The sequence below is a fragment of the Pseudomonas sp. Z1-14 genome, from assembly GCF_051132005.1.
GTDB lineage: Bacteria > Pseudomonadota > Gammaproteobacteria > Pseudomonadales > Pseudomonadaceae > Aquipseudomonas.
In genome coordinates, this window is sequence record NZ_CP071646.1 from 6,001,785 (window position 1) to 6,020,853 (window position 19,069).

Annotated in this window: 16 protein-coding genes, 1 tRNA gene and 1 pseudogene; 4 read left to right on the forward strand and 14 right to left on the reverse strand. The window is 61.7% G+C overall.

Annotated elements, in window-relative coordinates:
* Position 1 precedes the first annotated feature (1 nt).
* Positions 2-184, reverse strand: a complete 183-nt coding sequence (gene oscA / locus J3P89_RS27440) for a sulfur starvation response protein OscA (protein ID WP_003186967.1) — start codon at positions 182-184, stop codon at positions 2-4.
* Between the two features lie 133 nt (positions 185-317).
* Positions 318-2,225: a phosphodiesterase DibA gene (gene dibA, locus J3P89_RS27445; RefSeq protein WP_434696245.1), complete on the reverse strand. Its 1,908-nt coding sequence runs from the start codon at positions 2,223-2,225 to the stop codon at positions 318-320.
* A 145-nt stretch (positions 2,226-2,370) separates the two neighbouring features.
* Between dibA and desA the strand changes: the two genes are divergently transcribed.
* Entirely contained in the window at positions 2,371-3,555 is a 1,185-nt protein-coding gene (desA, locus tag J3P89_RS27450) for a delta-9 fatty acid desaturase DesA (protein WP_434696246.1), read from the forward strand.
* A gap of 299 nt (positions 3,556-3,854) precedes the next feature.
* A complete protein-coding gene (locus J3P89_RS27455; protein ID WP_434698065.1) occupies positions 3,855-4,844 on the forward strand; it encodes a GGDEF domain-containing protein in 990 nt (329 codons plus the stop codon).
* 37 nt (positions 4,845-4,881) lie between these two features.
* Here J3P89_RS27455 and J3P89_RS27460 read toward each other — a convergent pair whose 3' ends face one another.
* The 3 genes from J3P89_RS27460 to gabD form a co-directional block, all read right to left on the reverse strand.
* The gene (locus J3P89_RS27460; RefSeq protein WP_434696247.1) at positions 4,882-6,096 is read right to left on the reverse strand and encodes an HDOD domain-containing protein; all 1,215 of its coding nucleotides are present in this window, start codon (positions 6,094-6,096) and stop codon (positions 4,882-4,884) included.
* Between the two features lie 165 nt (positions 6,097-6,261).
* A complete protein-coding gene (gabT, locus tag J3P89_RS27465) occupies positions 6,262-7,539 on the reverse strand; it encodes a 4-aminobutyrate--2-oxoglutarate transaminase (RefSeq protein ID WP_434696249.1) in 1,278 nt (425 codons plus the stop codon).
* Positions 7,540-7,714: 175 nt separating this feature from the next.
* Positions 7,715-9,157, reverse strand: coding sequence for an NADP-dependent succinate-semialdehyde dehydrogenase (gene gabD, locus J3P89_RS27470; RefSeq protein ID WP_434570497.1), 1,443 nt, complete (start codon positions 9,155-9,157; stop codon positions 7,715-7,717).
* A 350-nt stretch (positions 9,158-9,507) separates the two neighbouring features.
* Between gabD and J3P89_RS27475 the strand changes: the two genes are divergently transcribed.
* Positions 9,508-9,584 (forward strand) — tRNA-Arg (locus J3P89_RS27475).
* A 139-nt stretch (positions 9,585-9,723) separates the two neighbouring features.
* Here the strand turns inward: J3P89_RS27475 and J3P89_RS27480 are convergent.
* The 7 genes and pseudogenes from J3P89_RS27480 to J3P89_RS27510 all read right to left on the reverse strand — a co-directional run bounded on the left by J3P89_RS27480 (position 9,724) and on the right by J3P89_RS27510 (position 15,410).
* On the reverse strand, positions 9,724-10,338 hold the full coding sequence (locus J3P89_RS27480) for a hypothetical protein (protein ID WP_434696250.1): 615 nt from the start codon (positions 10,336-10,338) through the stop codon (positions 9,724-9,726).
* Positions 10,335-10,907, reverse strand: a complete 573-nt coding sequence (locus J3P89_RS27485; RefSeq protein WP_434696251.1) for an RNA polymerase sigma factor — start codon at positions 10,905-10,907, stop codon at positions 10,335-10,337. The genes J3P89_RS27480 and J3P89_RS27485 overlap by 4 nt, the downstream gene beginning before the upstream one ends.
* A gap of 162 nt (positions 10,908-11,069) precedes the next feature.
* Positions 11,070-12,737 carry a vWA domain-containing protein gene (locus J3P89_RS27490; RefSeq protein WP_434696252.1) on the reverse strand — a complete coding sequence of 556 codons (1,668 nt, stop codon included), beginning with the start codon at positions 12,735-12,737 and terminating at the stop codon, positions 11,070-11,072.
* Positions 12,738-12,856: 119 nt separating this feature from the next.
* Positions 12,857-13,243: pseudogene (locus J3P89_RS27495) on the reverse strand (hypothetical protein); the annotation flags it as partial.
* Positions 13,237-14,550, reverse strand: coding sequence for an MFS transporter (locus J3P89_RS27500; RefSeq protein WP_434696253.1), 1,314 nt, complete (start codon positions 14,548-14,550; stop codon positions 13,237-13,239). The pseudogene J3P89_RS27495 and the gene J3P89_RS27500, both read right to left, overlap by 7 nt.
* Positions 14,551-14,588: 38 nt before the next feature.
* Positions 14,589-14,762 (reverse strand): hypothetical protein, encoded by a 174-nt coding sequence (locus tag J3P89_RS27505; RefSeq protein ID WP_434570506.1) that lies wholly within the window; start codon positions 14,760-14,762, stop codon positions 14,589-14,591.
* A gap of 87 nt (positions 14,763-14,849) precedes the next feature.
* Complete coding sequence (locus J3P89_RS27510) at positions 14,850-15,410, reverse strand: YbhB/YbcL family Raf kinase inhibitor-like protein (protein WP_305497633.1); 561 nt, start codon at positions 15,408-15,410, stop codon at positions 14,850-14,852.
* A gap of 139 nt (positions 15,411-15,549) precedes the next feature.
* Here J3P89_RS27510 and J3P89_RS27515 point away from each other — a divergent pair, with 139 nt between their 5' ends.
* On the forward strand, positions 15,550-17,082 hold the full coding sequence (locus J3P89_RS27515; RefSeq protein ID WP_434696254.1) for an FAD-dependent oxidoreductase: 1,533 nt from the start codon (positions 15,550-15,552) through the stop codon (positions 17,080-17,082).
* A gap of 130 nt (positions 17,083-17,212) precedes the next feature.
* On the opposite strand, the gene pgaD is transcribed toward J3P89_RS27515, so the two are convergent.
* Positions 17,213-17,716, reverse strand: coding sequence for a poly-beta-1,6-N-acetyl-D-glucosamine biosynthesis protein PgaD (pgaD, locus tag J3P89_RS27520; RefSeq protein ID WP_434626678.1), 504 nt, complete (start codon positions 17,714-17,716; stop codon positions 17,213-17,215).
* Complete coding sequence (gene pgaC / locus J3P89_RS27525; protein ID WP_305497636.1) at positions 17,713-19,068, reverse strand: poly-beta-1,6-N-acetyl-D-glucosamine synthase; 1,356 nt, start codon at positions 19,066-19,068, stop codon at positions 17,713-17,715. Before pgaC ends, pgaD begins: the two co-directional genes overlap by 4 nt.
* Between the last annotated feature and the right edge of the window lies 1 nt (position 19,069).

Below are 19,069 nucleotides of genomic sequence, written 5' to 3' on the forward strand. Positions count from 1 at the left end.
TTCAGCTCGGTTTATGACTCGGTTGCTGCAAGCGGAATTTTTCCTTGCGCTCGATCTGGACCACCTGGGCGTTGTGCACGGTAATCTCCACCGCGCCAAAGCGCAGGTCACGCAATGCACTCTGGATCTCGCGCAAGATGGTTGCTTCGTCCTGGCCGTCAACGCTACGTAGGGATGCGCTCATGCTGCTGCTCCTTTGATTGAATGCCTGGCAGTGGGCGGCACTGCTTGCGGCGTAGGAGCAATATTAGATAAGTGCAGATATTCTTAAAAAGACTATTTAAGAATTTTTATATAACCAAATTGCAATTCCGCTTTCAGCCAATCACCGGTGCACGATTCCAATCCAACTGTTGCGCCACAACCGGTCGACCAAACCAGTAGCCCTGCCCGAGCTCACACGCCTGTTCAAGCAGAAATGCCGCTTGCTCTCGCTGCTCGATACCTTCTGCGTGCACCTGCATGCCCATGCTGCGGGCCAGGGCGATGATTACCCGGACGATCGCCGCGTCGTCTTCATCCCAGGGCAGCCCGGCGACAAAACCCTGGTCGATCTTGAGTTTCTGCACCGGTAGACGTTTAAGCCGCAGCAGCGACGAATAACCTGTGCCGAAATCATCAATGGCCAACCGCACGCCCAACTCCCGCAGACGGTGCATTTGTTCCAGCGCCACCTCCGGATCATCCATGACCGCACTTTCGGTCACCTCAAGCTCCAGGAAGGCCGGATCGAGGCCCGTGTCGTGAAGTACGCGGGCGACCTGCTCATACAATTCGCGGCGAGCAAACAAACGGCTGGAGACGTTGACCGCAACGAATGACAAAACCACACCGGCCTGCTGCCAAAGACACATTTGCCGACACGCCTGGTCCATGACCCAGGCATCGATCTGGGCGATCAACCCCGTGCGCTCGGCGATAGGAATGAACTCGGCCGGCGAAACCAGACCACGCACGGGATGTTCCCAGCGCACCAGCGCCTCGATGCCGACCAGCCGGCTGGTGGCCAGGTCGTGCACCGGTTGGTAATGCACGCGTAGCTCCTGCTGCTGGAGCGCGCGACGCAGTTCGAAGGCGATCTCGACCCTTTGCTGGGCATGAGCAGTGAGTTCCTCGGTATATAACGCGTAGCCGTCACGTCCGCTGTTCTTGGCCTTGAACAGTGCCGAGTCGGCGTTGCGCAGCAGTTGCCCGGCGCTGAGGGCGTCACCGGGAAACAGGCTGATGCCGATGCTGGCGTTGATAAACAGCGATTGCTCGCCGAGCTGCAACGGTGCTTTCAAGGCATCGAGGATACGCCGGGCCAAAGCGGCGGCCTGACCCGGCTGCGAGCAGTTTTCCACCAGCACCGCGAATTCGTCACCGCCTAACCGCGCCAGGGTGATACCGGGCGCAAACAGCCCGAGGAAGCGTTCGGCAACGCCTTTGAGCAGCTCGTCACCGACGTTGTGCCCGAGGCTGTCGTTGATGTTCTTGAAATGATCCAGGTCCAGCAGCAGCAACGCGCACCCACGCTTGTGCAGTTGCGCCGAAGCCACCGCCTGCTCGGCGCGATCGGAAAACAGCAGGCGATTGGGCAGGCCAGTCAGCGGATCATGATGGGCCAGATGCGCCAGCTCATGCTCCGAGTCCTTGATCGCACTGATGTCGGAAAACACCGCAACGTATTGGCTGACTTCGCCGGAGTCATCGACGACGGCGCGGATAGTCTGCCATTGCGGGTAGATTTCACCGCTCTTGCGGCGGTTCCAGATTTCGCCACTCCATTCGCCGCGGCTGGACAGCGCCGCAAACATCTCTCGATAGAAAGCCGGGCCATGCCGGCCGGACTTGAACAGATTCGGTTGCCGGCCCAACACTTCGTCGCGGGCATAGCCGGTGATTGCCATGAATGCCCGGTTCACATGCACGATCAAACCATGGCGGTCCGTGACCAGGACACCTTCGCGGGTGCAGTCGAACACCGCGGCGGCCTGGCGTAACCGTTCACGGTCGACATTGCCCTCGGCCTTTTCGAAAAAGCGTGCTATCCGCACCCGTGCGATGAAAATCAATCCGGCACTGACGAGTACCCAGGCATAACCGTTGATCAGTTGCCAACGCAGCCGATCGGCCGAATGATCGAAGAAACTGCTCAATAAATAACCAACCAGCTGCAGCCAGGCGACTGACAGCACCAGATAAAGCAGTGCCCCACGCATGGCAGCGCGGTGATAGACGGTCATGCGGTCATCCATGTCCCTGTAATGTGAGGGGATTATAGAGGAAGAAACATTCTGCCACTCTTATCTGAAAGGCCGACTGGTTTTATCGCCGGGGCCAGGGATAATGCAACGGCAGTTTTCATCTTTATCGAGGGCCCTACAGCCTATGTGGTACGAAGGTTTTCTTGGCTTGTCGGCCTGGTCGCTGGTGGCAGTCACCCTGCTGATGACTCACGTGACGATCATCAGCGTCACGGTCTACCTGCACCGGTATTCGGCTCACCGTTCCCTGGAACTCAACGCCGGTCTCAAACATTTCTTCCGCTTCTGGCTGTGGCTTACCACGGCGCAGAATACCCGCGAGTGGACCGCCATCCACCGCAAGCACCACGCCAAATGCGAAACCGAGGATGATCCCCACAGCCCGGTGATCAAAGGCCTGTCTACGGTGCTGCGCAAGGGCGCCGAGCTGTACCGCGCCGAAGCGGAAAATCCGGAAACCTTGCGCATCTACGGCAAGAACTGCCCCGAGGACTGGATCGAACGCAACCTGTACAGCCGCTTCCCCCTACTGGGCGTAGCGATCATGGGCATCATCGACCTGCTGCTGTTCGGCACCATCGGCATCACTATCTGGGCCATCCAGATGATGTGGATCCCGGTCTGGGCCGCTGGCGTGGTCAATGGCCTCGGGCATGCCGTGGGCTACCGCAATTTCGAATGCCGTGACGCGGCCACCAACCTGGTGCCTTGGGGCATCCTCATTGGCGGCGAAGAACTGCACAACAACCACCACACCTATCCCAATTCGGCCAAGCTGTCGGTGCGCAAATGGGAATTCGACCTGGGCTGGGCCTGGATCAAGGTCTTCAGTTTCCTGCGCCTGGCCAAGGTCCAGCGGGTCGCGCCGATCGCCCACCGGGTCGAAGGCAAGGGCCACCTGGACATGGACACCGCCATGGCGATCCTCAACAACCGTTTCCAGATCATGGCCCAGTACCGCAGGCTGGTCATCGCGCCCCTGGTCAAGCAGGAGCTGGAAAAAGTCGATCACTCGGTCCGCCATCAGTTTCATCGGGCCAAACGCCTTTTGTCGCGTGAAACCAGCCTGCTGGACGAGCGCCATCATGTGCGCATCCAGAACATGCTGGAACACAGCCAGGCGCTGAAGGTGATCTACGAGAAGCGCCTGGCCTTGCAGCAGATCTGGGTCAAAACCAGCAGCAACGGCCACGACATGCTCGCGGCCATCAAGGAATGGGTCCACGAAGCCGAGGCCAGCGGCATCCAGTCACTGCGCGATTTTGCCGACCAGCTCAAGACCTACTCCTTGCGGCCAGCCACCGCCTGACCCCCCTGTGGCGAGGGAGCTTGCTCCCGCTGGGCCGCAAAGCGGCCCCAGAACCCGCCGAAACCGGACCATCAGGCCCACCGCTCCCGCCGGTTCACAGCTGCTTCGCAGCCGAGCGGGAGCAAGCTCCCTCGCCACAAGTTCACCCCACATGTTCGAACGAAAGCTCCCGCCCTTCGTCGCCTGAAAAGGAACTTCGCCCACAATCCCCTATCTCAAGAGCACTTCGCCATCCTGGCGGGCTTTGGAGTGAGCGCGTGCAAATCCATAGCAATGCACGTTCCTTGAGATTTGTGCCGATGGTCGACAAGAACCTACAGGATTCATCCCAGCCACATTGGCCAGAAGCGGCCCAGACACTCATGGCGCTGATGCACGCCCAAGGGGAAGTGGCGCGTCTGAGCGAGCGGGAGCAGTTGTTCAGTTCGTTGCTGGTCAGCGTCAACGCGGTGCTCTGGGCATTCAATTGGGAAACCCGGCAAGTGCTGTATGTCAGCCCCGCCTACGAGCGGATTTTCGGCCGCCCGGCCGGCCTCGTGCTGGCTGACTACAACGAATGGCGTGACGCAATCTATCCGGATGATCTGGATTACGCCGAGCGCAGCCTGGCCGAAGTGTTGGTCAAAGGCGCCGTGGAAGATCGGGAATACCGCATCATCGCCGCCGACGGCCAGATCCGCTGGCTCAGCGACAAATGCTTCATCAACCGTCAGGCCGATCCGGGCCAACCGGTGATTGTGGTCGGCATCGCCGAAGACATCACCGAGAAGAAGCTGCTCGAAAGCGAACTGCAGCGACTGGCGACCACCGACGTGCTCACCCAGAGCAGCAACCGCCGTCATTTCTTCGAGTGCGCCCATCGGGAATTCGAGCAGGCAAGGCTGCAAGGCACGCCGATGGCATTCCTGTTGCTGGACATCGATGACTTCAAACTGATCAACGACACTTACGGCCACCAGGAAGGCGATACGGTATTGCAAAAGATCGCCGAGAGCGGGCGGAGCGTGCTCAGGCGCGGTGACCTTTTCGGTCGGATCGGTGGTGAAGAGTTTGCCGCTGTTTTTCCTGGCTGTGCCCCGGACATGGCATTGCAGGTCGCCGAGCGCTTGCAGCGGGAAATCCAGCGCCTGGCGTTTCGCTGCGGGGAGCATAACTTCGGCATCACCGTCAGTCAGGGCCTGACCGGGATCAGCACCGAAGACCAGACCCTCGACAACCTGTTCGCCCGTGCTGACGCGGCGATGTACGAGGCCAAGCGCCAGGGCAAGAACCGCATCATCGCGGCTTGAGTGTCTCACCCTCAATCAACTGTGATCAGTGGTGAATTTACTGGCGGCGCAACCGCATCAACTCTGGCAGCCCGATCTTCAGCAAGCGCGCCGTGCGTCCCCGGGCCAGTTCTTCAAGCCCTTCGTGCGCGGGTAAATGCGCCATCTGCGCCGCCATGTTCATCACCAGCGCCTCGCGGGAATAAACCCCTCCACCGAGACCGTAGACCGCCGCGATCAATTCGCGCAGCTCCAGCGGCAGGCGCCAGCGGGTACGCAGCGCCGAGCCAAAACCGGCGCCGAACTGTTCGAGCGAATCGCCGATTTCCTCCGGCTCGTCCAGCTCGCCGCCGGCCTGCTTCCACTCTTCCATGCAGCGCAGCAGTGCCAGGTCGCCCAAGCGATGCAACAGGCCGGCGCAATAACAGCGCTCCTGCTCCAGATCAAGCATGCGCGCCATCGTCCGGGCGTACTCGGCGGTGTGCAACGACAACTCCCAATAACGTTCGGCATAGTCCGCCAGCCAAGGCACGTTCAACCGGGCACAGCGCTTGAGCGTCAAGCCCAGGATCAGGTTCATGCTTTGCCCGGTGCCTAGCTGATGCAGCGCCTGGGCCACGGTCTGCACCGGACCGCCGCCTTGCTGTTGCGCGGCGCTGTTGGCTGCGGCAATCAGTACGGCGGTGATCTGCGGGTCAGTACGGAGCTCTTCTTCCAGCAGTTTCAGATCCAGTCCACCAGGATTGAGGCTGCGTTTGATCGCGACCTGCACATCGGTCATCAACGGCGCGCCTTCGGCCATGTCTCGTCGACGCTCCAGGAACGTTGCCAATGTAAGGCCCGGTCCTGGAATTGGCGCGGCGTTGGATGTGTCTTCGCTATGGAGAAGTAACCCTTGCAGACGCTGGGTCAGGTTTTCCCGGTTCAAGGGCTTGGTCAGATAGGCCGTCGGCGCCAGGGGCAAGACCTCGCGCACGCTGGCGCTGTCGTTGCGCCGGCTCACCAGGATGAACGGCAACACGGGCGTGCGATGGTGTTGGCGCAAGCTGCGCAAGATGCTCAGGCCATCGACACCCGGCAGTTCCCAATCGGCGATCACCAGGTCGTAGGAATTATGCGCCAGGAGCTCCAAGGCCTGCCGTCCCTCGCCACAAGTGTCTATCCGCGCATCGCAACGCACTCCGGACAGCACCTGTTCAAGCAGCTCCCTGGACGCCGGATCGGCCTCGGCAATCAACACACGCGGTACAGCGGGTAAATCCACAGCAGTCATGCCGCATCGCTCCCTTGCAATACATGCACCTTAGACAATAACGGCCATTCCAGACAGGTCGAAACCACCGTGGATCTGTAGCCGAATATGAAAAAACCCGCCGAAGCGGGTTTTTTGTGGATCAGCACAAAGCTCAGAGCTCGTAAGGATCAGAGCTCGTAAATATCAAAGCTCGGAGAAACACTCTTCGATGATTGCCAGGCCTTTGTCCAGTTGCTCGTCCGGCGAAGTCAGCGGCACCAGCACGCGCAGGACGTTGCCATAGGTGCCGCAGGACAGCAGGATCAAGCCCTTGTCGCGCGCCTTGGCCACCACTTGCGCAACGGCGGCAGCGTTCGGCTTGTGGGTGTCGCCATCTTCGAACAACTCCACGGCGATCATGGCGCCCAGGGCACGGACTTCACCGATGACCGGGTACTTCTTCTGGATAGCCTTGAGGCCAGTCACCAGGCGCTCGCCCACGGCCTTGCAGCGATCCAGCAGGTGTTCTTCTTCGAACACGTCCATCACCGCCAGCGCAGCGGCGCAGGCAATCGGGCTGCCGGCGTAGGTGCCGCCGAGGCCGCCCGGTGCGATGGCATCCATGTATTCGGCCTTGCCGCACACACCGGCGAGCGGGAAACCGCCAGCAATGGATTTGGCAAAGGTGGTCAGGTCGGCGGCGACGCCCATCTGCTCCATGGCGAAGAACGTACCGGTACGACCGGCGCCGGTCTGCACTTCGTCGGCAATCAGCAGGATGCCGTGCTGGTCGCACAGGGCGCGCAGGCGCTGCATGAAGGCTTTCGGCGCCACATAGAAGCCACCCTCGCCCTGGACCGGCTCGATGATGATGGCGGCGATGTCGCGTGGCTCGGCGTCGTTCTTGAAGATGCGTTCGATGCTGGCGATGGAGTCGTCGACGCTCACGTCATGCAACTCGTTCGGGTACAGCGCGCGGAAAATGCCGCCAGGCATCAGGCCCATGCCGGCCGAGTAAGGCACGACCTTACCGGTCAGGCCCAGGGTCATCATGGTACGACCGTGGTAAGCGCCGGTGAAGGCGATCACACCGGCACGGCCGGTGGCGGCGCGGGCGATCTTCACGGCGTTTTCCACCGCTTCGGAACCGGTGGTCACCAGCAGGGTTTTCTTGGCGAAATCACCCGGGACCTTGGCGTTGATTTTTTCGCACAGCTCCACGTACGGCTCGTAGGCCAGGACCTGGAAGCAAGTGTGGGTCAGCTTGTTCAGCTGTTCGGTGACGGCGGCGATGATCTTCGGATGCACGTGGCCGGTGTTCAGTACGGCGATACCACCGGCGAAGTCGATGAATTCACGACCTTCAACGTCGGTAACCGTGGCGTTCTTCGCCGATTCGGCAAAGATCGGGTGAATCTGGCCGACACCGCGGGGAACAGCGGCGGTACGGCGGGCCATCAGGTCTGCGTTGGTCTTGCTCATTAAAAATGTCCTCATTCGCCGCTCATCGGTCGGCGTGGCTCAAGGAATACATGGCGGGGAGGCAACTGCGACAGCATGCGATGATCGACTGCCACAGCGTTCCGGCCACAAGAAACAGAACGGGGTGAAACGCGCAAAGGGACAGCGCTCTCGTGCCCTTTGCGCTTGTAGCAGATCAGATACCCAGGCAGAGGTACTTGATTTCCAGATAGTCCTCGATGCCGTACTTGGAGCCCTCACGGCCCAGGCCCGAAGCCTTGATGCCGCCGAACGGCGCGACTTCGTTGGAGATCAAACCGGTGTTGACGCCGACCATGCCGTATTCCAGGGCTTCGGCCACACGGAACACACGGCCCAGGTCGCGGGCATAAAAGTACGAAGCCAGGCCGAACTCGGTGTCGTTGGACATCGCGATCACTTCGGCTTCGTCTTTGAAGCGGAACAGCGGCGCCAATGGGCCGAAGGTCTCTTCCTTCGCCACGGCGGCATTCTTCGGCACGTTGGTCAGGATGGTCGGCTCGAAGAAATTGCCTTCCATCGGCTTGCCGCCCGACAGCACGGTCGCGCCTTTGCTGACCGCATCGGCGATGTGCTCCTGAACCTTGGCAACGGCTTTTTCGTCGATCAACGGACCGGTAGTGATACCGTCTTCCAGACCGTTGCCGATCTTGAGCTTGGCCACCGCTGCCTTGAGTTTCTCGGCGAAGGCGTCGTACACCGAATCCTGGACGTACAGGCGGTTGGCGCAGACGCAGGTCTGGCCGTTGTTGCGGTATTTGGAAATGATCGCGCCTTCGACGGCCTTATCCAGGTCCGCGTCGTCGAACACGATGAAGGGCGCGTTGCCGCCCAGCTCCAGGGAAACCTTCTTGATGTCCTTGGCGCATTCGGCCATCAACTGGCGACCGATCTCGGTCGAACCGGTGAAGGACAGCTTGCGCACGATCGGGTTGCTGGTCAGCTCGCCCCCGATGTCGCCGGCACTGCCAGTGACCACGCTCAACACGCCTTGCGGGATGCCGGCACGGTGCGCCAGCTCTACCAGGGCCAGGGCCGAGAACGGCGTCTGCGAAGCCGGCTTGATGACCATGGTGCAACCGGCGGCCAGGGCCGGGCCGGCCTTGCGGGTGATCATCGCGGCCGGGAAGTTCCACGGCGTGATGGCGGCGGTCACGCCAATCGGCTGCTTGATCACGATCAGGCGCTTGTCCGGCTGGTGGCCGGGAATCACATCACCGTAGATGCGCTTGGCTTCTTCGGCGAACCATTCGATAAAGGAGGCGGCATAGACGATCTCGCCCTTGGCTTCGGCCAGCGGCTTGCCCTGCTCCAGGGTCATCAGGCGACCAAGGTCGTCCTGGTTTTCAATCAGCAATTCATACCAGCGACGCAGCTTGTTGGCGCGTTCCTTGGCGGTCAACGCACGCCAGGCCGGCAGCGCCTTGTCGGCAGCTTCGATCGCGCGACGGGTTTCGGCAGCGCCCATCTTCGGCACTGTGCCCAATACTTCGCCCGTCGCCGGGTTGGTGACCTTGATCGTCTGACCATTGTCCGCATCGACCCAAGCGCCATCGATAAAGGCTTGCTGGCGGAACAACTGGGTGTCTTTAAGCTGCATGTCGGCTTTCCTTAACAGCACCGCGCGCACGCGGAGCGAATTAGAGTTGTAGAAAGGCGCCTCATGGGCTGCCGTCAGGGAAATCATCCACCGGGCTGAAGCACAGAAATAACGCACATAAGCACAGACGTGCGGTTCAGCACCCAGACAAGAGCGTTTGAAATCTCAAACGAATCCTAGGGCCGATGGGGTTGGAGGACAATAGCCTGTTCGAAAAAAAGAACGAAAAAGCTGCATTTGCCTGTTTTTTCTGATCAGCGTAGCCAACAGCCGCCGAGCGAGGCGAAAACAAACGGCAAATCAGCAGCATGGACGCCCGCCATGCTTATGAGTATCATGGCGCCCGCGTTGCACCAGTAGCTCAGCTGGATAGAGTACTGCCCTCCGAAGGCAGGGGTCGTGGGTTCGAATCCCGCCTGGTGCACCAGACATGAAAAATCAAAAGCCCCAGTCCTCACGGATTGGGGCTTTTTTTGTGGCGCTGTCCTTACCCGATTCTGAACTGGGTAGTTTTGGGGCTGCTGCGCAGCCCAGCGGGAGCAAGCTCCCTCGCCACGGGCGCTCGGTCATCGCTTACGCAATATTTCCAACCGCGCCGGCAAGTCTTCCTTGGGAAAGCGCTTGTGCAACGCCAGCAGCTTCTCATCAGCCGCCTTGCTGTCACCCGCCTCGCGCAATCGCAGCACTTCCAGCAGCTCCTGCTCAAGTGTTGGCATTGCGGCGGGCGCGGCTTTGCTCATTTTCGCTGCGGGTTTATCCGCCAACGCCTGCACCGGGCTGGCCGGGGCTCGGGCCAGTTCGCCCTGGGGCGCCATGCGAGTGATCGGTGCGGGGGCGGGCATGGCTGGCGGCGGGGCAGCGGCAACCGAAGGCTGTTGCCGATCGGCGGAAAACTCCATCGAGGCGGGTGAAACCAATTGCTCCTCGGTCGGCGTACGCAGCACCAGGCCGATCATCAGCGCCACACCGGCAACCGTGGCGAACGCCATTTGCCACCGGGGTCGCTGACAAGCCTGCAGCCAGCGCTGCCACAGGCTCGGCGCCGGCGTCGGGGCTTCACGGCGCGCGGTGGCCAGGATGAAGGCGTCCATGGAGGCCGGCGGCTCGCCGCTGGCGTGTTGGCGGAAATGTTCGACCAGCGTTTCGTCGATGGAATCCGGCGTCTGTTTGGGGTCGATCATGCGGGTACCTCCTCGGCCAACAGGCGATGCAGCTTCTGTTGGGCGTAACGCAAGCGGCTCTTGACCGTTTCCAGCGGAACGCCGGTCAGGGCAGCGATCTGTGGCAGTTCGAGATCACCGTGTAGGCGCAGCAGGAAGACTTCCCGCTGATCCTCGGGCAAGGCCTGCAATGCGGCGTCGAGACGAGCCTGGTCGCGACTCAGGCTCAACTGTTGCTCAGGGTTGCCGGTGTCGTCGGGCTGGACATGAAGCTGCTCGTCGTAACTGTCGTGCAGCGGGTTGTGGACGCCGTGCTTGCGCCAGTGGTCGATCAAGCGGTTACGGGCAATCTGGAACAACCATGTACGAAAACTCGCCCGGCCTTGTGGCTGGGTGGTGCTGCGAATCAGGCTGAGCCAGGTGTCCTGGAAAATTTCCTCGGCCAGTTCGGCCTTGTTGCTCAAGGACACGAGAAAACGATAAAGCCCTTGCCGATGGCGGACGTACAGGGCTTCGAAACAAGCCCCGTCGCCTTCGCGATAGCGGGCCAGCAGCGATTCGTCGCTGGGAGAATCAAGCGCAGCGGGCATGTCCGTGTCGAACTCCTTTGGCGATCATTGCAACACAGCCCTGGCAGACCCCGTGGGAGCGAGCTTGCTCGCGATAGCGGTGTGTCAGCAATACAAATGCAACTGAACCGACGCCATCGCGAGCAAGCTCGCTCCCACATTTGATCCTCATTGTGGCCGGGATCAGCGTTTGGCCGCAGGTTCGAGGCTTTGGGCCAGCTCCACCAGTTGCACGAACTCGGCACGCAGCCCGAACGGATCGTCACCGCGCGCCGAGCGCGCCAACTGCGCGGTATCCTTCAAGGTCATCTGCCCAGTGTAGCGTCCATCGCCCTTGAGCTGTTGGGCGAAGGCTGCCACGGCGGCCGAGAAGCGCAGGTCGTCGCTGGTTTTGTCATTGCGCGGTGAAACGGCAATGGGATGTTCGATCAACCGGCTGCTACCGCCTTCCGCCAGCTTGTAGCGTACGCGCAACATCGCCAGTTCGCCGGACTTGCCGTCCGACTTGGGCGCGTTTCCATAACGCAGCGGCTCCAACCAGCCCTGCTCTCCTTTCGGGACAATTTCATACAGCGCGGTCACTGTATGCCCAGCGCCGATCTCGCCTGCGTCGACCTTGTCGTTGCTGAAATCCTCACGCTTCAATGCGCGATTCTCATAACCCAGCAGTCGATATTCGCTGACCTGGGCGGGGTTGAACTCCACCTGCAACTTCACGTCTCGCGCTACCACCGCCAGGGTGGAGCTGAGCTGGTCCACCAGGACCTTGCGCGCTTCGAGCAGGTTGTCGATGTACGCGTAGTTACCGTCACCGGCGTCAGCCAGTTGCTCCATCAGGTGTTCGTTGTAGTTATCCACACCGAAGCCCAGTGTGGTCAGGGAGACGCCGCTTTTGCGCTGATCCACGGCCATCTGCTTGAGGCTGTCGAAATCACTGATGCCGACGTTGAAGTCACCATCGGTGGCCAGCAGGATGCGGTTGATGCCTTTGTCGATAAAGCTCTCCCGAGCCATCTGGTAGGCCAGTTCGATGCCCGAGGCACCGGCGGTCGATCCACCGGCGTTCAGTTGATCGATGGCGTTGCGGATTTTCACCTTGTCGCTACCCGAGGTGGGCTTGAGCACGACCCGGGATTCACCGGCATAGACCACCAGGGACACCCGGTCCTGATCGCGCAATTGGTCCACCAGCAATTTCAGCGTGCTCTTGACCAGCGGCAGGCCTTCGCGACGGTTCATCGAGCCGGACACATCCACCAGAAACACCAGGTTGGCCGGGGCCAGGTCTGAGACGGCGCGGTCGCTGGCCTTGATCCCGACACGCAACAACCGGGTGTGAGGGTTCCAGGGCGATGGCGCGATTTCGGTGGTCACGCCAAAGGGCGAACCGTCGGTGGGCAACGCGTAATGGTAAGGAAAGTAGTTGACCATTTCCTCCAACCGCACAGCGCCCTCAGGCGGCAGACTGCCCTGGTTGAGAAAACGTCGCACGTTGGCATAACTGCCGGTATCGACATCCACGCTGAAGGTCGAGACCGGTGTCTCGGCGACGCTGTGGACAGGATTCTCCGGCAGCTTCTCGTACTGTTCGCGCGGCTCGCTGCGGTAATCATTGGAGACAACATCGCCCATCGGCGCAGGCATTGATGCCGGCGCGGCCATGCGCTTGGCCATAGTCTGGCGCACGTAGGCGATCTCTCCTAGCGGCGCGACAATGGGCGCCGCCCCCACCGGTTCGGCCGGCTTGGCAGCTTCACGGGACGAAGACAACCCACAACCGGCCAACGCCACCAGCAGCGTGACGGCAAAACCCTGGGTGGCAGGACGCATATACGAAAGCGGACGGGACATGGGCTGAACCTCGTGAGTGGAAGATCCGTTCACAAGGTCAGACGCAAGAGATCAGTGGTTCGGGTTAACGACCAGAAAATTTTTTCATGCCCTGGTCCCCTCAGCGGCGGCAAATAGCATCAGCGAGACGGAATGGCCCGCAGGTCATCGGCGATGAAACGGCTCAGCTGGCTGGTGTAGTACTCCTCGACATCGGAATTGCCCCGCTTCGTGAGGGCACCAGCGATGCCTTTCATGGCGTGAAATTGCCCGATCGCGCCGGCCGGCATCAGCCCCTCGCGAGCCTGGGCGAAATGCAGCACCTCGGCGCCGGCCTTCTTCACCTGGACCTGGTAGCTGAAGTCGACACTGGCAAGGTACGTACCGTCGGCAACGATACTGTTCATCAAACCACCTTGGGTGTCCTGGATACGGCGGGCGTAGACGGCGTTGATATCCAGCAGGTAGTCAGCGCTTTCCTTGCTGGAAGCGTAGCGATTGCCGTCGAGCAAGCGCACGATCAGGTTTCACAGGCCAGAGAGGGCCGCAGGATCTTTGCATGCCGCCTCGGAAAATAAGCCGCCGCCGCTACTCCCACCGCGCCCATCACCACGCAATACACCACGCACACCCACGGGCTCCACGGCACCAGCGCAATCAACAACAACGGCGTCATGCTGGCCCAGAGTGCATAAGCGATGTTGTAGGTGAAGGAGATACCGGACACGCGAATCTTCGGCGGGAACAGGCTGATCATCACCGAAGGCACCGCGCCGACCACGCCGCAACCCAGGCCGGCCACGGCGTAGGCCAGGCCCAGCCAGTCGCTGCCGCTGATCAGGCTGGCATAGAGCACGGCGATGCCCAGCGGCAACAGCAGGCTGTAGAGCATGACGGTGCGCCAGGCGCCGATGCGGTCGACGACGAGGCCGGCCAGGACGCAGCCGATGTTCAGGAAAACGATGCCGAGGCTGCTCAGGGCAAACGTGTGGCTGGGGGTCAGGCCGAAGCTTTTCTGCATCACTGTGGGGGTGATGACCACAAAGACCACCACGGCGGAAGTCAGTACGCAGGTAAGAATGGCGGCGGGCAGCAAGGCATGCCGATGGTCGCGAAAAACCGTGCGCAGCGGCAGCTCCGTCGCGCCTTCGCGATTGGCTTGCAGGGCCATGAAGATCGGCGTTTCGCTCAGCCAGCGGCGCAGCCAGACGCCGATCACGCCGAATACCCCGCCCAGCAGGAACGGCAAGCGCCACGCGTAGTCGAGGATTTCGGTCGGGCTGAAGATCCGCGCCAGCGCCGTAGCGGTCAAGGCGCCGAGCAAGTAGCCGAAGGTCAAGCCTGCCTGGAGAAACCCCAAGGCATAGCCGCGATGCCGCAACGGCGCGTGTTCGGCCACGAACACCCAGGCACTCGGCACCTCCCCGCCCACCGCCGCGCCTTGCAGGATGCGCAGCGCCAACAACAGCAACGGGGCGAAATAGCCGATTTGCGCATAGGTCGGCAGTACACCGATGAGCAGACACGGCAACGCCATCATCAGGATGCTCAGGCTGAAGACACGCTTGCGGCCCAGGCGATCGGCAAAGTGCGCCATGAGTATCCCGCCCAGGGGACGCGCCAGATAGCCGGTGGCAAAAATCCCGAAGCTCTGTAGCAGGCGCAGCCACTCGGGCATTTCCGGCGGGAAGAACAGTTGGCTGAGGGTCAGGGCGAAAAAAACGAAAATGATGAAGTCGTAGATTTCCAGCGCGCCGCCGAGGGCGGCGAGGCCCAGGGTCTTGTAGTCGGAGCGGCTGAACCGCGCGCCTGGCAAATGATGGGTGGCAGTCATAGGCATGTTTGGAAAAATGGTTGGAAGAAGGCGTCGGATCAGGCAGCGGGACCCTTGTCCACGGGCTGCGCCGACGGTTGGCCTGGCTCGGCGTCTACGGCCTCGTCAGCAGGCAGAAAATCCTTGCGGCTCTGGGCGATGGCCCGGCGTATTTCGTCGCCCTTGGTGGGGCAGTTCTTGAGGCGGGCGATGCCGTCGGTTTGCTGCGTCATCGCCATCCTCCGGTATGAGTGAACAGGCGCCGATAGTGCTCGCTTTTGGCGCTCGATGCCAACTTACGTGAAGATTGGGCCAGCCAGTCAGCGGTGGTAGCGACGCACCACGCTGCTGTTGCGCAGGACGTGGCCTTTGAGTTTTTCCATCAATTGGGCGCGTGTGAGGCCGGCGGGCAATGCGTCGGGTGGCAGGTCCAGGGCGAATATCTGGATCAGGTAGTGATGAGCGCTGTCGCCAACGGGTGGGCACGGACCGATGTAGCCGTGAGTGTTCTTGCTATTGATGCCGCTCATGCCTTCCAGGGTGGATTTGGTACCCGCGCCCGCCGGGATCTGTCGGGTGCTGGCCTTGATCCCGTAATGGACCCAGTGGTCGACGCCCTGCCCGCGCTGGCCGTCGGGATCGAGCATGACGATGGCATAGCTGAGGGTGCCAGGCGGGCCGGCGTTCCAGCTCAGCGCCGGAGAAATATTCTTGCCGCCGCAGGTGTTCGCGTCGCTCGCGGCGGCGGCAGTGAAGAGGCGGTCGTCCGATACACCGGGAATGCTCAGGGTGAAACGCTCTTCGGCCTGGACAACCCCTTGCGCGCACAGCACGAGGGTGACGGCCGCGAGCCAGGAGGAAAGGGAGGTCAATCGAGTCATACCGGGCACCTTAATTCGATTCAGGCCATGGACGGCCTGCGAACTATAGCCGCAGCGCCGGCCCGGTTGCAGTGACAATTATGCTGAACCTCGTTGCACTCCCCTGACTCGAACGGGAAACGCCTGTCGGAGAACGACCATGCCCATGCATCAAGTCGCCCGCCTCGCTGATGTGCGAGAGGACCGCGGCCTCGAAGTGACCCTCAACGAAACACCCATCCTGCTGCTGCGGGCCGGCGGACAAGTCCGAGCCTTCCAAGGCAAATGCCCGCATGCCGGGGCGCCGCTGGCCGAGGGCGCGGTGTGTCACGGCAGGCTGATCTGCCCGTGGCACAAGGCCGCGTTCCGTGCCGAAGACGGCGCCCTGTGCGAGCCGCCGGCCCTCGACAGCCTGCAGCGTTATCACGTCGAGCTGCGGGGCGATGAAGTATGGGTCGATGAGCAACCACTGCCAGCCGAAAAAATCCCTCCCGCCGATGACCTGCGCACCTTCGTCATCGTCGGCGCCGGAGCGGCCGGCACGGCTTGCGCGGCGGCGCTGCGCGAGAAGGGTTTCGGTGGCCGGATCCAGATGATCGACCGCGAAGCCGAGGCCGGTTATGACCGCACCGTACTGAGCAAATACGTGTTGGCCGGCGACATGGCCGCGGAAAAGACGCCGGCCTTGCGCGATGAAACCTACTTCACCCGGCAACGCATCGAAAGGCGCAACGGCGAAGTGGCCGGTCTCGACACCAGCGCGCGCCAGATTCATCTCGCCGACGGTCAACGCCTGGACTATGACGCATTGCTCATCGCCACCGGTGGAGTGCCCAGGACGCCAGACATGCCGGGCCTCGACTTGCCCAATGTGTTCACCCTGCGCTCTTTGGCCGATACCCGGCAAATCCTCGACCGTGCCCAGCCGGGGCAGCGAGCGGTGATTATCGGCGACAGCTTCATCGCCATGGAAGTCGCCTCGTCCCTGCGCAAACGTGAACTGAGCGTGACCGTCCTGGCCCGCCACCCGGTCCCGTTCGCCGCGCAGTTTGGCGACAGCATCGGCAAGGCGATCCTGGCCCGACACCGGGCCAATGGTGTGGTCTATCACAGCGAGGGCGAAGCGGCGCGGATCGAAGGTGTGGAAAAGGTTGAAGCCGTGGTGCTGGATAACGGTCAGCGTTTCGCGGCGGACCTGGTCATCATCGGTGTCGGCGTGCGCCCGGCGACCGAGCCGTTCGCCGATCTGCCACGGGAAAAAGATCAATCATTGATCGCTGACGACGGCATGCGCGTCGCCGATGGCGTCTGGGCCGTTGGCGATATCGCCACCTTTCCACTGAACGGCCAACCCCGGCGCATCGAACATTGGCGCCTGGCCCAGCAACAGGCACGCATCGCCGCGACGAACATGCTCGGCGGTGAGGAACACTACCTGGATGTGCCGTTCTTCTGGACGTACCACTTCGGCAAACGCTACGACTACCTCGGTCATGCCGAGGAATGGGACGAGGTGCAATTCAAGGGCACGCCTGAGCATCCTCCGTTCATCGCTCTGCTCGGCAAGGACGGTCTCGTTGCCGCCGTCGTGGCCTGCGATGAAGGCCGGGCCATGGCGGCACTGGCCCAGCGCATGAAACAACCGCTGCCGGTGGATGAGGCCTGGCGGCTGGTCCGGGATTTTTCGGTGTAGCTTGTCTTGAAGACAATATAAAACCTGTGGGAGCGAGCCTGCTCGCGATGGCGTCCGATCAGTCGGCATCAGTGCTGCCTGGTACTCCGCTATCGCGAGCAGGCTCGCTCCCACAGGTGTTGGGCGTTGACTACGCAGGGCGATCAGCCGGCAGATGAATCACCGGCGGCCGGTCCAGCGGTGCCAGGGGCGGCGGTTGCAAGTCCGGGCTCAGCAGATGAAAGTGCGGCACTACGTGGCTGATGTCGCCATCCGGGTTGTTATGGATGATTTTGGAGCCAGGCTGGCGCAGCGTTTCCAGTCGTTCGTCAGTCAGCTTGAAACTTGCGCTTAGGCCTTGGTCATCCACCGCAGGCCTCGGCAGCCGACGCTGGGCGAAGCTGCGGCTTTTGCGCTGTTGGTAACGCGCCCAGGTAATCAGGATGATTGCGTTGACCAGCGCGATCCAGCCATAGATCTGCAAGGTTCCCAGGGTATCGAACAACGAACCACCCAGGCGTGGCCCGGCATGGCTGTCGAACAACGGCCAGAGCCCATTGACCAGCAGATACAACAGCCCAACCCACGCCAGCACGGTAAAGAGCACATCGATGACCACCAGAAAAGGCCGCTGCCGGGTCCTGATAATTTTCATCGGATCACTTCCTCTTCTTCGTCATCGAACGGCTTGATCCCGCGATCCGGGCTAACCCAGCGCGCACGTTTCTGATGCTGCCCGAACAGCACCTTGGGGAAGCTCACCAGGGTGGTGAACAGGCTGATCAACCAGAACACCAACGGGTACCAGACCACCCAGAACATGATGTGCCACAGGCCTTTTTCGTAGCGACGGTCGATCAGGATGCTCACCGCGAATTGCATCAGGCACACCACCGCCAGCAACAGCCCGGTGAAGGCCGGCGGCATGAGGTGGTCCACCGCGATGGCGGCGGGCATCTCGATGAATTTGCCGGCGCCCCAGAAGATCACCGACAGCAGGAAGGTGAACGCCCAACCGGTGGACAGGCAGTATTCGAACAGCAGCGGCCACAGGTAACGGTGGCGGTATTGCCAGATGCCGCGGATGTTCTTGAACAGCACTTCGGCACCGCCCTGGGCCCAGCGCAGCCTTTGCCGCCACAGGCCGCGCAGGGTTTCGGGCATGAGGATCCAGCACAACGCACGGGGTTCGTAGAAGATGCTCCAGTGGTCCAGTTGCAGCTTCCAGCTAATGTCGATGTCCTCGGTGATCATGTCCGGGCTCCAATAGCCGACCCGGTGCAGCGCTGTGCGACGGAAGGCGACGATCACACCGGACACGGTGAAGATTCGTCCGAAGACCCGCTGGGTACGCTTGATCAAGCCGATGATCGAGGAAAACTCGCCGACCTGGACCCGACCCACCAAGGTTGAACGGGTGCGAATGCGCGGGTTGCCCGTCACCGCGCCGAGGCGGGCGTTGTCTAGCATCGGCGCCACCAGGTAGGCGCAGGTATTCGGTGCCAGCAGCGCGTCGCCGTCAATGCACACCAGGTATTCGCTGCGTGCAGCGATGGCGCCCATGCGCAGGGCTACGGCCTTGCCCTGGTTTTCCGCCAGGTGCAGCACACGCAAGCGCGGGTCTTCGGCGGCCAGTCGGTCCAGCACCTCGGCGGTGTTGTCCTTGGAGCCGTCGTTGATGGCGATCACCTCGATGTTCGGGTAGTGCTGGCCCAGCGCTGCGTGAATCGTGTCGGCAACGTTGTCGCCTTCGTTGAAGCACGGGATCAGGATGCTGATCAGCGGTTCGCCGGCCAGGGGCGGCGGCAAGGTGTCGTCTTTCCACGGCCAGTGGCGCTCCCAGTGCAGCCAGAAATACAGGCCCCCGGCGATCCACAGCCCGGACATGAACAGCGGGTAGAAGAACACGAAGTCCATCAGGAATTGCCCAGTGACCAGGAAGATCAGGCCCAGGGGCACCCCAAGGACGATCGCCAGCACCAGGACGGCGAGCAGTCTGTCGAGCATG

Coding starts and splice junctions, on each gene's coding strand:
- oscA (WP_003186967.1), bottom strand. CDS start 184: ATGAGCGCATCCCTACGTAGCGTTGACGGCCAGGACGAAGCAACCATC.
- dibA (WP_434696245.1), bottom strand. CDS start 2,225: ATGACCGTCTATCACCGCGCTGCCATGCGTGGGGCACTGCTTTATCTG.
- desA (WP_434696246.1), top strand. CDS start 2,371: ATGTGGTACGAAGGTTTTCTTGGCTTGTCGGCCTGGTCGCTGGTGGCA.
- J3P89_RS27455 (WP_434698065.1), top strand. CDS start 3,855: ATGGTCGACAAGAACCTACAGGATTCATCCCAGCCACATTGGCCAGAA.
- J3P89_RS27460 (WP_434696247.1), bottom strand. CDS start 6,096: ATGACTGCTGTGGATTTACCCGCTGTACCGCGTGTGTTGATTGCCGAG.
- gabT (WP_434696249.1), bottom strand. CDS start 7,539: ATGAGCAAGACCAACGCAGACCTGATGGCCCGCCGTACCGCCGCTGTT.
- gabD (WP_434570497.1), bottom strand. CDS start 9,157: ATGCAGCTTAAAGACACCCAGTTGTTCCGCCAGCAAGCCTTTATCGAT.
- J3P89_RS27480 (WP_434696250.1), bottom strand. CDS start 10,338: ATGATCGACCCCAAACAGACGCCGGATTCCATCGACGAAACGCTGGTC.
- J3P89_RS27485 (WP_434696251.1), bottom strand. CDS start 10,907: ATGCCCGCTGCGCTTGATTCTCCCAGCGACGAATCGCTGCTGGCCCGC.
- J3P89_RS27490 (WP_434696252.1), bottom strand. CDS start 12,737: ATGTCCCGTCCGCTTTCGTATATGCGTCCTGCCACCCAGGGTTTTGCC.
- J3P89_RS27500 (WP_434696253.1), bottom strand. CDS start 14,550: ATGACTGCCACCCATCATTTGCCAGGCGCGCGGTTCAGCCGCTCCGAC.
- J3P89_RS27505 (WP_434570506.1), bottom strand. CDS start 14,762: ATGACGCAGCAAACCGACGGCATCGCCCGCCTCAAGAACTGCCCCACC.
- J3P89_RS27510 (WP_305497633.1), bottom strand. CDS start 15,410: ATGACTCGATTGACCTCCCTTTCCTCCTGGCTCGCGGCCGTCACCCTC.
- J3P89_RS27515 (WP_434696254.1), top strand. CDS start 15,550: ATGCCCATGCATCAAGTCGCCCGCCTCGCTGATGTGCGAGAGGACCGC.
- pgaD (WP_434626678.1), bottom strand. CDS start 17,716: ATGAAAATTATCAGGACCCGGCAGCGGCCTTTTCTGGTGGTCATCGAT.
- pgaC (WP_305497636.1), bottom strand. CDS start 19,068: ATGCTCGACAGACTGCTCGCCGTCCTGGTGCTGGCGATCGTCCTTGGG.